Source organism: Sulfitobacter marinus (assembly GCF_900116285.1).
Classification (GTDB): Bacteria; Pseudomonadota; Alphaproteobacteria; order Rhodobacterales; family Rhodobacteraceae; genus Sulfitobacter; species Sulfitobacter marinus.
This window is the reverse complement of sequence record NZ_FPAJ01000002.1, coordinates 457354-474729: the sequence shown is the minus strand read 5'-3', so window position 1 is coordinate 474729 and position 17376 is coordinate 457354. Positions and strand designations below refer to the sequence as shown.

Genomic DNA, 17376 nt, shown 5'->3' with positions numbered 1-17376 from the left:
CCCGAGGAGCCAAGCATCCCGATACACCAGCCGCGCCGATAGGACAGGAGATAGGGCCTTATTCTTCGGGCGGTTTGCGTTTGGCAGCCCGCGCCGAGACTATTGCCGACACCAGATCATCCGCGCCAAATGGTTTTTGCAGCAAAGTGACCTTGGCGTCCAAACGCCCGTTCTGGATGATCGAACTCTCACTGAAACCGGACATGAATATAACAGCGGCCTCCGGGAACATCGGGCTTAGACGTTTGACCACCTCGTTACCATCCATGCCCCGTGGCAGGATGACATCGCTCAGGATCAGGTCCACATCAGTTAGCGTTTCAGCAATTTTCAACGCCTGCGGTCCATCCTCGGCATCATGCACGACACAGCCCATGGCCACGAGCATGATTTTGAACATGGTGCGCAAATCCGAATTGTCCTCGATCAAGAACACCACCATCCCGGTGAAATCGGGGCGCTGCTTGGTCCGCTCGGTCTCGTCATCGGACACATCATCATCGGCTGAGCGGGGCAGATACATCTTTACCGAAGTACCGATACCCAGCTCGGAATACACCTCAAGATGGCCGCCCGACTGTTTTGCAAATCCAAAGGCCATCGGCAGCCCTAGACCTGTTCCCTTGCCAACACCCTTGGTCGTAAAAAACGGTTCGATGGCGTGCTGGATTGTCTCTTGGGACATGCCATAGCCGGTATCGTTTACCGAAATACAAACATATTCACCCGGGATCACATCCATATGGGTGGCGGCGTAATCCTTGTCCAACCTGCAATTGGCAATCTCGATTGTCAGCAGCCCGCCATCAGGCATCGCGTCGCGGCTGTTGACCACCAAATTCAACAGCGTTGTCTTCAGCTTTTCGGGGTCCGCAAAGGTGCCCCATAGATCATCATCCGAGACAATTTCTAGATCAATAGCCTCACCCACAGACGTGCCGAACAATGCGCTAGAGTCCCGCATCAGTTCAGCCGCATCAAATCGGGTGGGTGACAGCGGTTGCTTGCGCGCAAAGGACAGCAATTGCTGTGTCAACGTCGCCCCGCTGCCCACCGCCGATAGCGCTACTTCTAGAAATTCGCGCTCTTCCGGGCCTTCCAAGGACAAAAGGGCGAGTTCGATATTGCCCGATATAATGGCCAGCAAGTTATTGAAATCATGCGCAACCCCGCCGGTGAGCATGCCAATCGCATCCATCTTTTGCGCTTGCAGTAGCTGTTCTTCGATTATTTTCTGCTCGGTGACGTCCAGAATAATGATCTCAAGTACAGAGTTACCCGTCACCTTATCGATGAACGGCCGGATAATATGCCGGAAGTACCGTATTTCATCGTCTTGCAACGTGAACTTCAGAACCCCTTCGGACATCTTTCCTTTGTGAAGAAGCGCCCGGATTGCGTTCAGCTTTTCAGGATTCTCGTCGCGCAGGAAGGTACCCAAAAATTTGCCCCGCACATCAACGTCCAAAACCTCTTGGACGGTCATCTTAAAGGCGCTGGCGAACGTCGGGTCACAGTCAATAAACCTGTCTTGGGTGGCATCCAGCGTCGCATAACCAAGCCGCGCAAACAGCGCCACATGGGTCAATTTGGCCATCGACGCCTCAAGCACCGCCTGTGACGATAATATCTGATCGCGCATCCCGTGGATCGCATCCACAAGCCCCGTAAGTTCGTCCCGCCTGCGCGGCGAAGACCCGTCGTTCAGGTCGATGTTAAGCGCGCCCCAATCCCCCGAATGATCCTTGAGCGTGTTTGATATGGTCAACAAGGGCTGCAACAGTGTTTTGTCCAGCAACCGCAACGTCAAAAATGCCGTGAAAAACACAAATACGGCGGATGTCAGAATGGTCGCAATAATCCGCACCAAAATGAATTCCAAAATCTCGGACTCCGAGACCTCCAGACGCAAGGTGCCGATATTAACATCGCTGGATTGTCCGGCACCATAGAGCGGCAGTTCAAGAACATAGCCCACCAGATTACCGCCCAGCGTCCCTGCCGACAGATCAATATACTTGCCATCTGAAACTCTGGCACCTGTTACGGCACCGAATTTCACATAGCTGTCCAGCAATTGCTGCGCATCCTCAAGATCGTACTGCCAGACATGGTCTTGCATCGTTGCCAAAGTGGCATTGGCAAGATTATCAACCCGTTCTTTCAGGCGCGCCTCGGCAATGCTGAAATAGATCAGCGATGGCAGCAGACAAGCCACCAAAAGCAGGCCCAGCATCGGGCCTGATATTGCCCGCCAGATTTCACGCCGGATCCCGGTTGAAAAACTGCGCAGCTTCATTTCGGTCCCCACTTCATCACTGCGGGGGCCAGAATATTCTCCATTGTTCCGTCGGCCTTCATCTGGCGGATCGCAGCAGCCAAATCCTGCACCAGATCGGTATGTTCGGCGCTTAGATGGATATACAGATCCGTATCAAAGCTATGCTCAGAGAACTTGATACCGCTTATCCCATCTTGCTGCGCCTGATACCGCGCTTGCAAAAAATACATATAGGCCACATCAATGCGGCCTTTCACGAGCATATCCATCAGCCGTCGTGAACTTTCTGCCGGATACAGATCTGGCACATCTTGCAAAGTATCTTCGGCCTGTTTCCAACCTTTGACATACCCAACGCGGTAACCGTTCAGGTATTCCCTGTTCATCATCATGATGTCGTCGCGCAGATATACCCCGCCAGCCTTGCCGGTATAAATTGTCTCTGGGACGCGGACCAGCGGCTCCAGTATTGGCACGTCCAACTCTGGCGTGGCGAAATAACCGTCAAACTCTCCGGTAAGGCTGCCCATTAGTCCGCGCGAGGGCGACGTAGCCTGATATGTTAGCCCGATACCGGCGCGGGCAAATGCTTCTTGAACGGTGCGGTCAAGATAACCGTCTTTTGCGATTGTTGTCAGCGGCGGATATGGCGCTGCAGCCAGATGTAGTTCTCGGTCCGATGCCTGCGCGGCCGGCACTACAAACCCGACCATAAAACATAAACCAAGCGCTGCGACGCGCCTTAACAAAGACCCTCGTGGACCCTCGCGCGCGCCCTTATCAACGCGCCGGTCAGGTGGCGCTAAGCGCAAAGGGGTTACCATTATGTTAACGTCTCCGCAAAGTAACGCTCGCCCAAGAGACCCATCAAAGGCAAGTTTCCGCGCCAAATTGCCCCAAAGACTAACAAAAAGCAACTTTCTGCTGCGCAGAATTAGTCACCGACACTTATTGCTGACAAAGAACAGGCAGCACCTGCACAGAGACGTGCATGATGTCGCGCGGTACAGACCAGCAAGGCGGCAGGCGCAGCCCGATTATTTTGACCGCGTTACCATAATTGCCACCGACAGGTTCGGCACGATTGCTGCGCGCTATATCTCGTCCGAGAAATGCTTCATCACCAAGCGGATCGGATTGGGTGCGGCCTGCCCCAGCCCGCAAATCGATGCGTCGACCATGGCTTGCGACAGTTCCTCAAGCAGCGGTTGATCCCAGTTATCCGCCTGCATCAGCTTGACCGCCTTTTCACAGCCCACGCGGCAAGGCGTACATTGACCACAGCTTTCATCTTCAAAGAACCGCAACATATTCAAAGCCGCCGCTTTGGCGCTGTCATGTTCGGACAGCACAACAACCGCTGCCGAGCCGATGAACGACCCGTGTTCTTGCAATACATCAAAATCCATCGCGATATCGGCCATTGATGCGGGCAACAAACCTGATGACGGTCCGCCCGGTTGATAGGCCTTGAACACATGTCCGACGGCCATGCCCCCTGCCACCCTGATGATGTCGGTGATGGTTGATCCGGCTGGCATGACATACATGCCGGGTTTGGCCACGCGTCCCGAAACCGAGAAACTGCGCAGCCCTTTGCGCCCATTCTTTTCCGTGCTGTTCATCACTTGCGGCCCCTCGCGGCACACCCGTGTAACCCAGTGCAATGTCTCAATGTTATGTACCAATGTGGGGCGGCCAAAGATGCCGACCTGCGCCACATAGGGTGGCCGATGGCGCGGCATGCCGCGCTTGCCCTCGATGCTTTCGATCATCGCGGATTCCTCGCCGCAGATATAGGCACCAGCCCCGCGCCGCAGATCAATATACCCCGGTTCAACCAGTCCTGCCTCTTCGAGCGCTGCGATTTCTATCCGCAAAAGCGCCAGCACCTGCGGATACTCGTCGCGCATGTATAAGAACACTTTTTCCGCCTCGACCGCCCATGCGGCGATCAGCATCCCCTCAAGGAATTGATGTGGCACGCGTTCCAGATACCAACGATCCTTGAACGTGCCCGGCTCGCCCTCGTCGCCGTTTACGGCCATATAGCGCGGGCCCGGATTTGCCCGCACGAACCCCCATTTTTTGCCCGACGGGAAACCAGCCCCGCCCAGACCGCGCACGCCGGCCTCAAGCAGTTGGTCTTGAACCGCTTCCCAATCTCCGCTGTTGCGCAGGGTCGTGAGGGTTTCATACCCGCCAGCACCTACATAATCGGAAAACACTTCGTAATCAGGCAGATGCACGTGGGTATCGCCCGCATCAATCACGGCTTCGACTTTCTCCAAGGTCGCGTTGTCGACAAAGTTATGGCCGATCTCAAGCGCGGGCGCAGTGTCGCAGCGGCCCATGCAAGGCGCGCGCACAACACGCACCTCGGCGGCGTCCAACCCATCCTCAAGCGCCGACTTCAACGCTTGCGCGCCTGCCATTTCGCAGGCCAGTGAATCGCAGATGCGGATGGTCAACGCGGGCGGAGGTGTCTCGTCCTCTTTCACCACATCGAAATGCGCATAAAAGGTCGCGACCTCATAGACCTCGGCCATGCTCATGCGCATTTCTTCGGCCAAGGCACGCAGATGCGCAGCAGACAGGTGGCCATATTCGTCTTGAATCAGGTGCAGATGTTCGATCAGCAAATCGGCACGACGAGGTTTGTCGCCCAACAATGCCCGCACTTCGTCCCAGGCCGTATCGTCCAACTGGCGGCCCTTGGTGTGGGAACGTCCCTTGCCTTTGCCGGATTTCCACACGCCTTTTTCGGGGTCTTTGCCGCCGGATTTTTTGTGCTCATCCAATGCCATATCGGCCCCCTCACCTTGATGTTCCGGCTACGCTAGCAAACTTGCACCGCCCCTCATAATCAAAAAACGACCCTTCCCTAATACTTTACGCGGTGCTTGTGACAGGTTGCGCCCTTTTGCGCGCCGCATTTCGCCTATAAGAAACTTGTAGCCCACAAAGGGAGCCGCCCTGATGATCTGGTACGCCATTGCCAGCCTGACCCCCGCCGTACTTTTGGCGCTGGCCTGCCTTTTTGGCGGGGTCTGGCCGCTGGCAGCTTTGCTGTCGATCACCCTGCTGGTGTTTACGCTGGACCGCATCACGCGGCGCGTCCTCGTGCGTGATAAATCCGGGCGTGGCATCAGCCTCACCTTAGCCGCCGCGCATTTTGTGCTGTTGCCCTTGGGGGTCTGGGCGCTGGCGGGCGACCAGTTGAACGCCACGGATAAGGTACTGATTTTCCTGGGCTTGGGAATGTTCTTTGGCCAAGTCTCGAACTCCAACGCGCATGAGCTGGTCCACGCCAGCAACCGCTGGACCCGCCGTATCGGCACGGCGATCTATTGCTCGCTGTTATACGGGCATCACGTCTCCGCGCATCTGCGCGTGCATCACATTCACGTCGCCACCGATGCCGACCCGAACTCGGCCCGTTTGGGCGAAGGGTTCTATGCCTTTGCCCTGCGCGCGCTGCGGGGGGAATTCGTGGCCGGGCTGCATGCCGAAACCAAACACCGCGCGCGCGCAGCAGCGCTGCCGATCTGGACGCACCCTTATGTCGCATATGTTGCGGGGGCTGCACTAACCCTTGGCGTGGCCGCGATCATCGCTGGTTGGGCTGGCGTTTTGCATCTGCTCGCCGTCGCTCTTTATGCGCAGATGCAATTGCTGATGTCTGATTATGTGCAGCATTACGGGTTGCGCAGAAAACCCCGCGCAGATGGCCGGATGGAGCCCGTTGGCCCCCAGCACAGCTGGAACGCACCGCAATGGTATTCATCGGCGATGATGCTGAACGCCCCGCGCCATTCCGACCATCATATGCGCCCCGCCCGCGCCTTTCCCGCGCTTGAAGTCTCGCCGGACAGCATGCCCATCTTGCCGCGATCACTGCCCGTGATGGCCGCGCTGGCGCTGGTGCCACCCATATGGCGGCGCGTCATGGATCGCCGTGTCGCCCGCTGGCAACAAACCGCGTAACCGCTGGATCAGCCGCATCGTTTCTGGCAAGCTTGCCCTATGAAACATGTGCTTATGTCCCTTGCCTTGCTCAGCACCACCCCGCTGGCGGCGCAAACCGCAATGACAGCGCAGGAATTTGATGACTACACACGCGGTAAAACATTGTTTTACAACAGTAACGGTCAAGCCTATGGCGCTGAACGCTATCTGAGCAACCGCCGTGTGGAATGGTCGTTTCTGGATGGGGAATGCAAACCGGGAGCGTGGTATGAGGACAATGGCCAGATTTGCTTTACCTACGACGACAACCCCGATCCGCAATGCTGGACCTTTGAGAAATCCAGCCAAGGCCTGATCGCACGGTTCGAGAATAACCCCGCCACGACCGAGCTATACGAGGCGGAAGACATCGACGAAAAGCTGCTGTGCCTCGGGCCAAAGATCGGCGTTTAATACCAGCGTTTAAAACAGGTTACCTTGCTCGGGCGGCTTCTTTGCGGCCTTGCGTGCTGCCTGTTTTCCGCCGATCTGCATGCGGCCGTCGGCGAATTCAATCTCAAGCGATGTGGCGTCTTGGGCGGCCTTTTTGGTGGTGACCAAACCACCATCCCCGCGCACCACGGCGTAGCCGCGCGCGAGGGTCGATTTATAGCTGAGCATTTCATGCAAGCGGTCCAGCCCCGCGATTTGCTTGCGCCAGCCTTGGGTTTGACGTTGGCCCGCATCCGAAAGACGCTGCGCAAGCGCTTGAAACGCTTCGGTTTTGCGCTTGTGGTCTTGCACCAGCGCCTCGGGCCGGAACCGCGATGACAGCGCGGCCAACCGTCGCTGTTCAGATTGCAAAGCCCGCGTCAGGGTACCCGGGCGCAGCACGCCAGACATGTCCGCCAGCCGAACTTTACGTTTTTGCACGCCTGCGGTCAGCGCAGGCCCAAGCCGCCCGCCCAGAACGTCCAGCTTTTGCCGTGGCCCATCCAGCAGACTGTCGGCCCGTGGCAAGGCCCGCGCCATATCGCGCAAACGCTGATCGCGGCGCATTAATCCTTGGCTTAGCGCCCGTGTCATCCGCGCCTCTTGCCCGTCGAGCCAAGCGACGAGTTCATGGCGTACAGGCACGGCCAGCTCTGCCGCAGCGGTGGGCGTAGGCGCGCGTTTGTCCGACACATAATCAATCAAGGTCGTGTCCGTCTCGTGCCCCACCGCCGAGATCAGCGGAATATCCGATGCCGCCGCAGCCCTCGCCACGATCTCCTCGTTAAAGCCCCAGAGGTCTTCGACCGACCCGCCGCCCCGCGCCACGATCAGAAGATCAGGACGCGGAACTGCCCCGCCCGGCGTCAGCTTGTTAAATCCTTCGATGGCCCGCGCGACTTCGGGCGCGCATTTCGCCCCCTGCACGGCCACGGGCCAGATGAGCACCTTGCGCGGGAACCGGTCGCGCAACCGGTGCAGAATATCGCGGATCACAGCGCCCGAGGGCGAGGTAACCACCCCGATCACATCCGGCAGATAGGGCAGCGCCCGTTTGCGTTCCGGCGCGAACAGCCCCTCGGCCTGCAACGCCGCCTTGCGTTTTTCCAGCAACGCCATCAGCGCGCCCATGCCCGCCGGTTTGATGTCTTCGATAACGATCTGGTATTTCGACTGCCCACCAAAAGTGGTGATGCGACCCGTGGCAATCACCTCCATCCCCTCTTCGGGTTGGGTTTCCAGCCGCGCCGACACACCTTTCCAGATCACGCCGGAAATCACCGAACTGTCATCCTTGAGATCCAGATAGATATGCCCCGATCGCGGGCGGCTGACGCGCCCGACCTCGCCACGAATCCGAACATGGCCGAATTCTCCCTCGATCACCCGCTTGATCGCGCCCGAAAGCTCGGTCACGGTAAATTCAGGGCTGTTCTGGCCCTCGCGGGGATCGTCGATCAGGTCCATGCAGGCGTCTTTCGTCTCTATCTTGTGTCTTTACCTGTCCCAGCTTAGAACGCGCAGCAACCAAGGCCAAGGGAGTGCAGCCATGAACATCCTCATTTTGGGCAGCGGCGGGCGCGAACACAGCCTTGCTTGGGCCGTATTGCAAAACCCCAAATGCGACAAGCTGATCGTGGCACCGGGCAATGCGGGCATCGCGGCGATTGCTGAATGTGCATCCCTTGATATTAACGAAGGCGCGGCTGTGGTCGGGTTTGCGGATGAAAACAGCATTGATTTCGTGATTATCGGCCCCGAGGCACCGCTTGCCGCTGGTGTCGCGGATGACCTGCGCAACGCAGGTTTTCTGGTGTTTGGCCCGTCGAAAGCTGCCGCAGCGCTTGAGGCTTCAAAGGCGTTCACCAAGGAAATCTGCGATGCCGCGAACGCGCCCACAGCCGCCTATGGCCATTTCACCGATGCCGCATCGGCCCGCGCCTATCTGGCCGACCACCCTGCCCCCATCGTGATCAAGGCCGACGGTCTGGCCGCTGGCAAAGGCGTGATCATCGCCGAGACCGATGCCGAAGCGCTGGCGGCGGTTGATACCATGTTCGACGGCACCTTTGGCGACGCCGGTGCTGAGGTCGTGATCGAAGAGTTTATGGACGGCGAAGAGGCATCGTTCTTTGTGTTATGCGACGGCGACACCGTGCTGCCCATCGGCACCGCCCAAGACCACAAACGCGTGGGCGATGGCGACACCGGGCCGAACACCGGCGGCATGGGGGCCTATTCCCCCGCGCCCGTTCTGACAGACGAAATCGCCGAACGCGCCCTGGCCGATATCATCCGCCCCACCATGGCCGAAATGTCAAAACGCAGCATGCCTTATCAAGGTGTGCTTTATGCAGGGCTGATGATCAAAGACGGGGTGCCCCGGTTGGTGGAATACAACGCCCGCTTTGGCGACCCTGAATGTCAGGTGCTGATGATGCGGCTGGGTGCGCAGGTCCTTGACCTGCTGCATGCTGCCGCTGAAACCCGTCTGTCAGAGATGAGAGTCAACTGGGCCAATGATCACGCAGTCACGGTGGTAATGGCCGCGTTGGGCTATCCCGGTGACTATGACAAGGGCAGCGTGATTGGGGGCCTTGATGCTTTGCCCGAGGACAGCCGCAATATGGTGTTTCACGCAGGCACAGCCGAGAAAGACGGACAGATCGTTTCTGTGGGTGGACGTGTGTTGAACGTCACCGCGCGAGGCGACAGCCTGGCCGAGGCGCAGGCGCGGGCTTATGAAATGGTCGAAGCGGTTGATTGGCCCGGTGGTTTTTTCCGGCGTGATATTGGCTGGCGTGCGCTGACGTAATCAGATGTCGGACTGGGGGCTAGCCCCCGGACCCCCAGGATTTTGGACCATTTGGAATGAAGGCCTGCGTCTATCGTGGATGGATCGTACAGTCTTTGGCTTGTGCAATGTTTTTTGCGGTAAACGGTTCTTTGAATGGGGCGACCTTTAGCGTTCTGTTTACAAGGCTGACTGCAACCATTGTCGTATCGTCAGAGTTGCGCCACGGCATCTGCGCCAAAATCATCTGGGGCGTATTTTCGCAGATGCGAATGCCACCTGCGATGTCCCGGTCGCCAATGCGGTGATTGGTCAGGTTGGTGGTCGTGGCGATCGGCAACAGTTCCGTGCCATCAAAGGCCAAGATCACCAGTTTTCCTGCAAGATGGGGTGTTACCACCATCGCGATCTCTAACCGGCCGTCGCCGGTGAAATCAGCGGCCCCGACGGGGGCCAGCCAGCGGTTTTTGCGTCCGATGTGATCTGTCATGGCCAGACGGCCATTTGGCCCATAGACGGTCAACCGCGCACCTGCGGTTAGGCTGCTTTCAACCACTATAATTTCGGGTGATCCGTCGGCATCAAGGTCGGCGAGCCTTGGGGCTGTATCCTCGAACACCAGTGTTTCGGGCAGGATAAAGCGCCGCTTGGTACCATCATCCAACGTGATCTCAAGCGTGCCCCATTCGACGGCATCGCCCAGCACGCCGTGATCATAGCGCGTTGTCGGGTCGGCATAGCGTGCGGCAGTAATGGATTGAGCCGCAGCCCAGCAGGGCACCAACACCATCAGCGACACGCACAACATTTGCTGCGCGTGGCGGGCGATACGTTTGGGCAGGTGCGCCAGCTGACGCCGCGCCCCCGCCGGCATCAGATTTGCTTTTCCGGCATTTGGACGCGCAAACCGTCCAGCGCGTCTGTCACCTTGATCTGGCAGGTCAGCCGCGAGCGTTCTGGATCAGGCTCATAGGCGAAATCCAGCATGTCTTCTTCCATATCGTCCTTGGCCGGTACTTTGTCGACCCAAGCCGGGTCCACATAGACGTGACAGGTCGAGCAGGCACAGGCCCCGCCGCAATCGGCCTCAATCCCCGGAATATTGTTGTCGCGCGCACCTTCCATGACGGTCATGCCATTGGCCACATCCACCACATGCTCTGTGCCGCTGTGCTCTACGTAGGTGATTTTGGCCATCATGACCCCCTGTGCAATAAATATCGCCACATATGTAGCCAGCCCTGCCCCCCTTCGCCACCCCCTTTTGCGCGGCAGTTTATGCACGAATTCGTCAAACCCGCAGCGTTTGGGCATTGCGCTAGGCATCGCCGAAAAAACGGGCTAGATTGCGACAAAACCCAAGACCGGTAAAGGCAGGGCAGACAGGTGATTTCAGGATCAAACGTGTTAATGGGCTGCATGGGCGCACTGTCCTGCGTTGCGGTGTCAGGCTGCGATGTTTCGCCCGCCGATATCCCACCGCCAGAGCCGGGCGTGATCGAGGCAACCACCCAAGGCCCCACGGGTGCAGCGCCCGGAACCTGCTGGGGGCGCACCGTCTCTCCCGCTGTGATTGAAACCGTGACCGAGCAGGTACAGGTCCAGCCCGCGCAGATCAGTTCAACCGGAGAGGTTCAGGCCTTTCCCATCTACCGCACCGAAACCCGGCAGCAGATCGTAAAGCCCCGCGTCGATAACTGGTTCGAGACCCCATGTGCCGCGCAAATGACCCCTGAATTCGTTGAGACCTTGCAGCGCGCGCTTGAAGCGCGGGGCGTCTATGACGGAGAGATTTCAGGGAATTACGACGCGCCCACCCGCGCCGCCATGCGCGTCTATCAGATCAGTGCAGGCGGACCGGACAGCCCGGTTTTGGCGCTAAGCGCCGCGCGTCAGTTGGGCTTGATCGCAGTTGATCGCGCCACATTGGAGTGAGCGTCGATCAGCCATGAAAGGCCGCGACGGTTTTCAGTGTTGAAAAGCCATACAGCGCCTCAAACCCCTTTTCTCGGCCATGTCCAGACAGACCGACACCGCCAAAGGGCAGCTCAACCCCGCCACCAGCGCCGTAGTTGTTCAGGAACACCTGGCCGGCGCGCAATTGTTTGGCCAGCCGCATCTGCCGCGCCCCGTTTTGCGACCACACCGCCGCGACAAGGCCGAATTCTGTGCCGTTGGCGATGCGCACGGCCTCTTCCTCAGTATCGAAGGGGATGATCACCTGAACGGGTCCAAAAATCTCCTGCTGGGCCAGCACATGATCAGGGGCGACACCGGCAAACAAGGTGGGCGCGACATAGGCACCGTTTTCGGGGGCATCGGGCATGATCTGTCCACGGCCAACAACCTCAAGCGCGTCCCCTTGCTCCAGATACCCGCCCACGATGGTTTTCTGCCGGGCAGAGATCAACGGCCCCACATCCAGATCGGCCAGGGCTGGCCCGACGCGCAACGCGTTATACCGCGCGCCCATCTGCGACACGATGCGGTCATAGACCCCACGCTGCACCAATATCCGCGAGGCCGCCGAACAGGTCTGGCCCGCGTTCTGGATACCTGAATTCACCAAAAACGGCAGCGCCGCATCAATATCGGCGTCGTCAAACACCAATTGCGGCGACTTGCCCCCCAGTTCCAGCGTGACAGGCACGACATTGCGGGCGGTGGTTTCCTGGATCAATTTGCCGACGCCCACCGATCCGGTAAACGACACGTGATGCACCCCCGGATGACGGGTAAGCGCGGCACCCGCCTCGGCCCCCAATCCCGGCACCACGTTCAGTGCACCGCCTGGCAGGCCTGCCGCATGGGCGATTTGGGCAAAGGCCAGCGCCGTCAGGCAGGCTTCCTCGGCCGGTTTCAGCACAGCAGCGTTACCCATCGCCAGCGCGGCCCCGACCGAGCGTCCGATGATCTGCATGGGGTAATTCCATGGGATGATATGCCCCGTGACCCCATGCGGTTCACGCAAAGTATAGACGGTATACCCGTCCAGATAGGGGATCGTTTCGCCATGCAATTTATCGCAAGCACCGGCGTAAAACTCCATATAGCGGGCCAGCGCCAAAACATCGGCGCGCGCCTGTTTCAGCGGCTTGCCCACGTCCAATGCCTCAAGCTGGGTCAGCTCTTCGACGTTGTCCAAAACGCCCTGCCCGATCTTGGCCAGAACCCGCCCGCGTTCGGCAGCCGTGGCGCGTCCCCAATCCCCTGCCAAGGCCGCACCGGCGGCCTGAACGGCGCGGTCGATGTCTGCATCTGATCCGCGCGCAATCTCGCATAAATGCGCCCCGTCAGAGGGGTTGAGCAGCGACACACGCCCGCCCCCCAGCGATGGCACCCACGCGCCCCCGATAAAGCAAAGGGTCGGGTCCAGACCGAGGGGCGTGATGGGCATTGCGATTTCTCCGCTTTCAGACATTTGCGCGCACATCAGCACAGATTGGCGGTCTTCGCGAGAGGGGAATAGGGCAGATGGCCAAAATCAATCACGCGCGCGTGAACCTTTTGTGCAGTTGGCGCGTTTGTTAGATATCCCTGTGCTTATTGGAAAACCTTGTGGAACACCTGCCCTCAATCCGGCGCTCTTTGCAAATGCTGGTCCTGATCTCGCTATTTGTGACGGCCTATTTTGCCAAAGACCTTATCCTACCGATTTTGCTAGGTTTTCTGCTGGCCCTCACCCTTAGCCCTGTATCGCGTGGTCTGTTCCGAATTGGCGTGCCGCATGTGGCGTCAGCAATCGTGTTGGTGGTCGCAACCGCGTTGGTGATCTTGTCGATCGTGCTGCTATCAGCCGGGACAGTCGCATTGTGGAGCGACGAAATTCCCCAAATGGGCAATGAGATCAAACAAAAGCTTGCCGGTGTTAGCCAGGCAGTCGAAAATATGCGTTCCGCCAGCGAAGAGGTGGAAAAGATCGGCAATGGCGGCGTCCAAGACCCCAAAGAGGTTGTCGTGCGCCAGCCCGGTCTGCTGGACACCGCGATGGATACGGTCAGCACCACGGGTGCGTCGCTGGCTGTTATCTTGATCCTTGCGCTGTTCCTGCTGTCATCGGGGGAAATGTTCTATCTCAAGCTGGTGCAGTCCATGCCAACGCTTTCGGGTAAAAAGCGTGCGCTGCAAACGGTGTATGATGTCGAAAAACGTGTATCCCGCTATCTGCTGACCATCGCTTCCATCAATGCCGGTCTTGGGATTTGCGTCGGTCTCTATTTGACAGCCTTGGGCATGCCGTCCGCCTATATTTGGGGGGTTGCCGCGTTTATGTTGAATTTCCTGCCCTACATTGGCGGGTTTGGCGGCGTGTTGCTTGTCGCCGGGTTTTCAATCGTGACCTTTGACAGCCTTGGTTATGCGCTGCTGGCCCCGTTGGGCTATCTGATGCTCACCATGGTCGAGGGGCAGATTGTCACCCCGTGGCTGGTTGGCCGGCGGCTTGAGATGAATACCGTCGCCGTATTTCTGACTGTCGTTTTCTGGGGCTGGCTATGGGGCATTGCAGGTGCGTTGGTCGCCGTACCGTTCTTGGTGGTTTTCAAAGTCATCTGCGAAAACTTTGAGCCCCTGCATACCATCGGGCATTTCCTGTCCGCAGAACAGGTCAAACCCGAGGATAGCAGGGAACAACAACGCGCCGGATTAGCCAGCGAGTGAGGGCAACCAAAGCACAATGGCCGGGAAAGCCACGAGCAAGCCAATTGTCACAGCATCAGCAACAAAGAACGGCATCACGCCTTTGAACACGTCCTGAACGCTTAGGTCAGGGCGTACACCCGCAACGACAAAGCAGTTCAACCCGATGGGTGGGGTGATCAAACAGAACTCGGCCATCTTGACCACCAAAATGCCGAACCAGATTGCGCACATCGGGCCTGACATGCCAAAGGCACTGTCCGCAGCCGACACGAATTCGCCCCCGTTTAATGCCATGACAGCAGGGTACACCACCGGCAGGGTCAGCAGCAGCATGCCAATGGCATCCATGAACATCCCCAACACGGCATAGGCCAGCAAGATACAGATCAAAATCAACGTCGGTGACGCCTCAAGCCCGGAAATCCAATCGGAAAAAGCACCGGGAAGATCCGCAAAGCCAAGGAAACGCACATAGATCAACACGCCCCAGATGATGGTGAAAATCATCACCGTCAGCTTGGCAGTTTCCAGCAAGGCGTCCTTGAGCTCGGTCCAGCGCATGCCACGATACAGTGCCATCAGGAACACGATGAATGCGCCCACGGCACCGCCCTCGGTAGGGGTACCCCATGCGTCGCCGAAGGGGTTGTAGACGAAGAAGATAATGATGATGACCACGGCAAAGATCGGTAAGGCCGCAGGCAGGGATTCAAACCGCTGTCGCCATGTAAAGCCGCCCACGGGGGGCCCGACGTTCTTCCAGATGGCCGCAATACCTACGATCAGGATCGCATAAACCACTGCCGAAAACGCACCGGGAATAAAGCCCGCCAGCAACAGCTTGCCCACGTCCTGTTCAACGATGATGGCGTAGATCACCAAAATGGCCGAGGGCGGGATCAGTGATGCCAATGTACCACCAGCAGCAACCACGCCCGCCGCGAATTTCTTATTATAGCCGATGGCCAGCATTTCCGGGATCGCGATCCGTGCGAACACCGCCGCCGTCGCCACCGAAGCACCTGACACGGCCGCAAAACCAGCCGTCGCGAACACGGTCGAAACCGCCAAGCCGCCCGGTAACCATGCGATCCAACGTTTCGCGGCCTCGAACAAGGCGCGGGTCAGCCCCGCGTAATAGGCCAGAAACCCGATCAAAATGAAGGTCGGGATCAGGCTAAGCGTTTGGCTGGACACCTTGGAATGGGGCACCTGCCCCGCGGTTTTGATCGCGACCGTCAGCGCCCAATCCAGCTCGGACCATTGCATGCCCTTTTTGGCCCAGAATATCCAAACAAGGCCGACCACCCCCGCCAATGCCGCAGCAAAAGCCACGCGCATGCCAAGAACAACCATCAACAACATGCCGCCCGAAACCCATAGGCCGATTTCAATAGAATCCATGATCAGTCCCGCCCATCTAGATGTTCCGCTTCGGCCATAGCCTGTTCTGCGGCAGATTGTACCAGCGGTACAGCAACGGGGTGTTCCAACCCCAAAACAAATGCGCGCCCGTAGCCCCAGATTTGCAGCAGCAATCGCAAGGCAAGCACGCTGAACGCCAGCGGCACAATCAGTTTCGCGGGCCAGATCGGCAGGCCGATATCAATCGAACTATCCCTGCTCCAGAACGGTGCCGCGAAATCAAAGCTACGCTGAAAATGTGCCCATGATCCCCAGATCAACGCCAGCATCAGGATGAAAATCAACACCACCGAGAAAAACTCGGCCGCCCAAAGAGCGCGCCCCTTAAGTTGGCCGATCAGAATATCCATCCGCACGTGGCCACCGTTTCGCTGGGTATAGGAAATCCCCATTATGGCGATCAGCGGCATGGCAAATTCAATCCAGTCCACATAACCGGCCAAGGGTGTCGCGAAAAACTTGCGCCCGCCCACCGACCAAACGGCCAGCACCATCAGCATGAAAACCGCGACGCCCGACGCGAGGGCAAAGGCAGTTTCAAGACGCAAAAGTCCTTTGTCGAGACGGCTGAGCAAGCTGCCATCTTCAAGCACGGCAGAGGATCCGGCCATGACGCTTTCCTTTCAAAAAAGGGGGGCAAAAACGCAAAAAGGGGCCACGCCTATGCGCAGCCCCCGTGATACACCTTAGTTAGAGGCGCGTTCTTTTTCCAATGTGGTCATCACAAGGTCATACAATTCCTGACCCGGAATGCCTTGGGCTTCCATGTCCTTGATCCACGCTTCGCGGGCAGGATCGGCAGCCTTGGCTTTGAATTCCGCGATGACTTCGGGCGCGAACATCACTTTTTCAACGCCTTTCTCTTCCAAAACGGAATCCCAACGGGCCAGCAATTCGCCGTAGTTGGCCAGGTAGTGATCCAACGCCTCGTCGACCGAGCTGTCGAGCGCCGTTTTCTCAGCGTCAGACAGGGCATCATAGGCGTCAATGTTCACCACTACCGGGCAGTTGACAGTGCCGGGGTTCAGGTTCGCGGTCCACCAGTCGGCTTTGTTGATGGTGCCAAAGCTAAGATGCGCATGCTGCGCAAAGGCGACCGTATCAACAACACCCGATTCCATGGCGTTATACGCCTCGGATGACGTCACGGATGTTGGCACCGCGCCAACGGCTTCGAACGCTTTGCCCAGACCGCCGGTTGCGCGCACGCGCATGCCGTCGAACTTGGCCAATGTGTCGCGCGGCTCGCCCGTGCCTACAAGGTTATATTGCGGCATTGGCGACGTCATCAGCATCCGCGCGTTCCACTGTGCCATCTCTTTGGTCACAGCGGGGTGCGCATAAACGGCGCGGGATACGGCGACTTCTTCTTCGAGGTTGCTTACACCCAGAAAAGGCAGCTCAAGCACGGTGATCGCGCGGTTTTTGTCCGCATGGTAACCCGCACAGAACTGGGCCATCTCGAAGGCACCGATGGAAATACCATCCAGGTTATCGCGGTTCTTGGACAGGCCGCCATAGCTTACGTTGATGGTGAATTCACCGCCGGTTTTTTCGGACACCAGCTCGGCGATTTTTTCAACATGCTCGGTAAAGGCGCGGCGCTTGCCCCATACTGACGCGTTCCATTCGGTTGCCGCGGCTTGCGATGCAAATGCAAAAGTCAGGGCGCAAACTGCTGCGCCGTTCAAAAGGTTGTTCATGTGGTTTCTCCCTTGATGCGGACCTATGGGTTCCGCTTGCCGAAACATTAACCGCGCAGCACAAGTCTGCCAACCCCAGAACACCCTTGGGC

Annotated in this window: 14 protein-coding genes and 1 pseudogene; 5 read left to right on the top strand and 10 right to left on the bottom strand. The window is 58.2% G+C overall.

Annotated elements, in window-relative coordinates; translation table 11 throughout:
• Nucleotides 1-58: 58 nt before the first annotated feature.
• The 3 genes from BM347_RS07785 to BM347_RS07775 all read right to left on the bottom strand — a co-directional run bounded on the left by BM347_RS07785 (nt 59) and on the right by BM347_RS07775 (nt 5088).
• Nucleotides 59-2299, bottom strand: a complete 2241-nt coding sequence (locus BM347_RS07785) for a response regulator (RefSeq protein ID WP_093915844.1) — start codon at nt 2297-2299, stop codon at nt 59-61.
• Nucleotides 2296-2994, bottom strand: a complete 699-nt coding sequence (locus BM347_RS07780; protein WP_175498531.1) for a substrate-binding periplasmic protein — start codon at nt 2992-2994, stop codon at nt 2296-2298. Before BM347_RS07780 ends, BM347_RS07785 begins: the two co-directional genes overlap by 4 nt.
• A gap of 381 nt (nt 2995-3375) precedes the next feature.
• Entirely contained in the window at nt 3376-5088 is a 1713-nt protein-coding gene (locus tag BM347_RS07775) for an NAD(P)H-dependent oxidoreductase subunit E (protein ID WP_093915842.1), read from the bottom strand.
• 172 nt (nt 5089-5260) lie between these two features.
• Between BM347_RS07775 and BM347_RS07770 the strand changes: the two genes are divergently transcribed.
• Nucleotides 5261-6268: an alkane 1-monooxygenase gene (locus BM347_RS07770; protein WP_093915841.1), complete on the top strand. Its 1008-nt coding sequence runs from the start codon at nt 5261-5263 to the stop codon at nt 6266-6268.
• 39 nt (nt 6269-6307) lie between these two features.
• Nucleotides 6308-6703: a hypothetical protein gene (locus tag BM347_RS07765; protein ID WP_093915840.1), complete on the top strand. Its 396-nt coding sequence runs from the start codon at nt 6308-6310 to the stop codon at nt 6701-6703.
• A gap of 9 nt (nt 6704-6712) precedes the next feature.
• Here BM347_RS07765 and xseA read toward each other — a convergent pair whose 3' ends face one another.
• Nucleotides 6713-8188 carry an exodeoxyribonuclease VII large subunit gene (gene xseA, locus BM347_RS07760; protein WP_093915839.1) on the bottom strand — a complete coding sequence of 492 codons (1476 nt, stop codon included), beginning with the start codon at nt 8186-8188 and terminating at the stop codon, nt 6713-6715.
• An 82-nt stretch (nt 8189-8270) separates the two neighbouring features.
• Here xseA and purD point away from each other — a divergent pair, with 82 nt between their 5' ends.
• Nucleotides 8271-9536 (top strand): phosphoribosylamine--glycine ligase, encoded by a 1266-nt coding sequence (gene purD / locus BM347_RS07755; protein ID WP_093915838.1) that lies wholly within the window; start codon nt 8271-8273, stop codon nt 9534-9536.
• A gap of 70 nt (nt 9537-9606) precedes the next feature.
• Here purD and BM347_RS07750 read toward each other — a convergent pair whose 3' ends face one another.
• Together BM347_RS07750 and BM347_RS07745 are read right to left on the bottom strand one after the other, a co-directional pair.
• On the bottom strand, nt 9607-10389 hold the full coding sequence (locus BM347_RS07750; RefSeq protein ID WP_093915837.1) for an FG-GAP-like repeat-containing protein: 783 nt from the start codon (nt 10387-10389) through the stop codon (nt 9607-9609).
• Nucleotides 10389-10712: a 2Fe-2S iron-sulfur cluster-binding protein gene (locus tag BM347_RS07745; protein ID WP_093916110.1), complete on the bottom strand. Its 324-nt coding sequence runs from the start codon at nt 10710-10712 to the stop codon at nt 10389-10391. The genes BM347_RS07750 and BM347_RS07745 overlap by 1 nt, the downstream gene beginning before the upstream one ends.
• A gap of 189 nt (nt 10713-10901) precedes the next feature.
• Between BM347_RS07745 and BM347_RS07740 the strand changes: the two genes are divergently transcribed.
• Nucleotides 10902-11450, top strand: a complete 549-nt coding sequence (locus BM347_RS07740; protein WP_245764216.1) for a peptidoglycan-binding domain-containing protein — start codon at nt 10902-10904, stop codon at nt 11448-11450.
• Between the two features lie 7 nt (nt 11451-11457).
• Here the strand turns inward: BM347_RS07740 and BM347_RS07735 are convergent, their stop codons facing one another.
• Complete coding sequence (locus BM347_RS07735; RefSeq protein WP_093916108.1) at nt 11458-12912, bottom strand: aldehyde dehydrogenase family protein; 1455 nt, start codon at nt 12910-12912, stop codon at nt 11458-11460.
• 197 nt (nt 12913-13109) lie between these two features.
• Here BM347_RS07735 and BM347_RS07730 point away from each other — a divergent pair.
• Nucleotides 13110-14066: pseudogene (locus BM347_RS07730) on the top strand (AI-2E family transporter); the annotation flags it as partial.
• Nucleotides 14067-14159: 93 nt separating this feature from the next.
• Here the strand turns inward: BM347_RS07730 and BM347_RS07725 are convergent.
• The 3 genes from BM347_RS07725 to dctP all read right to left on the bottom strand — a co-directional run bounded on the left by BM347_RS07725 (nt 14160) and on the right by dctP (nt 17284).
• Nucleotides 14160-15560 carry a TRAP transporter large permease gene (locus tag BM347_RS07725; RefSeq protein WP_093915835.1) on the bottom strand — a complete coding sequence of 467 codons (1401 nt, stop codon included), beginning with the start codon at nt 15558-15560 and terminating at the stop codon, nt 14160-14162.
• 2 nt (nt 15561-15562) lie between these two features.
• Entirely contained in the window at nt 15563-16192 is a 630-nt protein-coding gene (locus BM347_RS07720; RefSeq protein WP_093915834.1) for a TRAP transporter small permease subunit, read from the bottom strand.
• A 75-nt stretch (nt 16193-16267) separates the two neighbouring features.
• Entirely contained in the window at nt 16268-17284 is a 1017-nt protein-coding gene (gene dctP, locus BM347_RS07715) for a TRAP transporter substrate-binding protein DctP (protein WP_093915833.1), read from the bottom strand.
• Between the last annotated feature and the right edge of the window lie 92 nt (nt 17285-17376).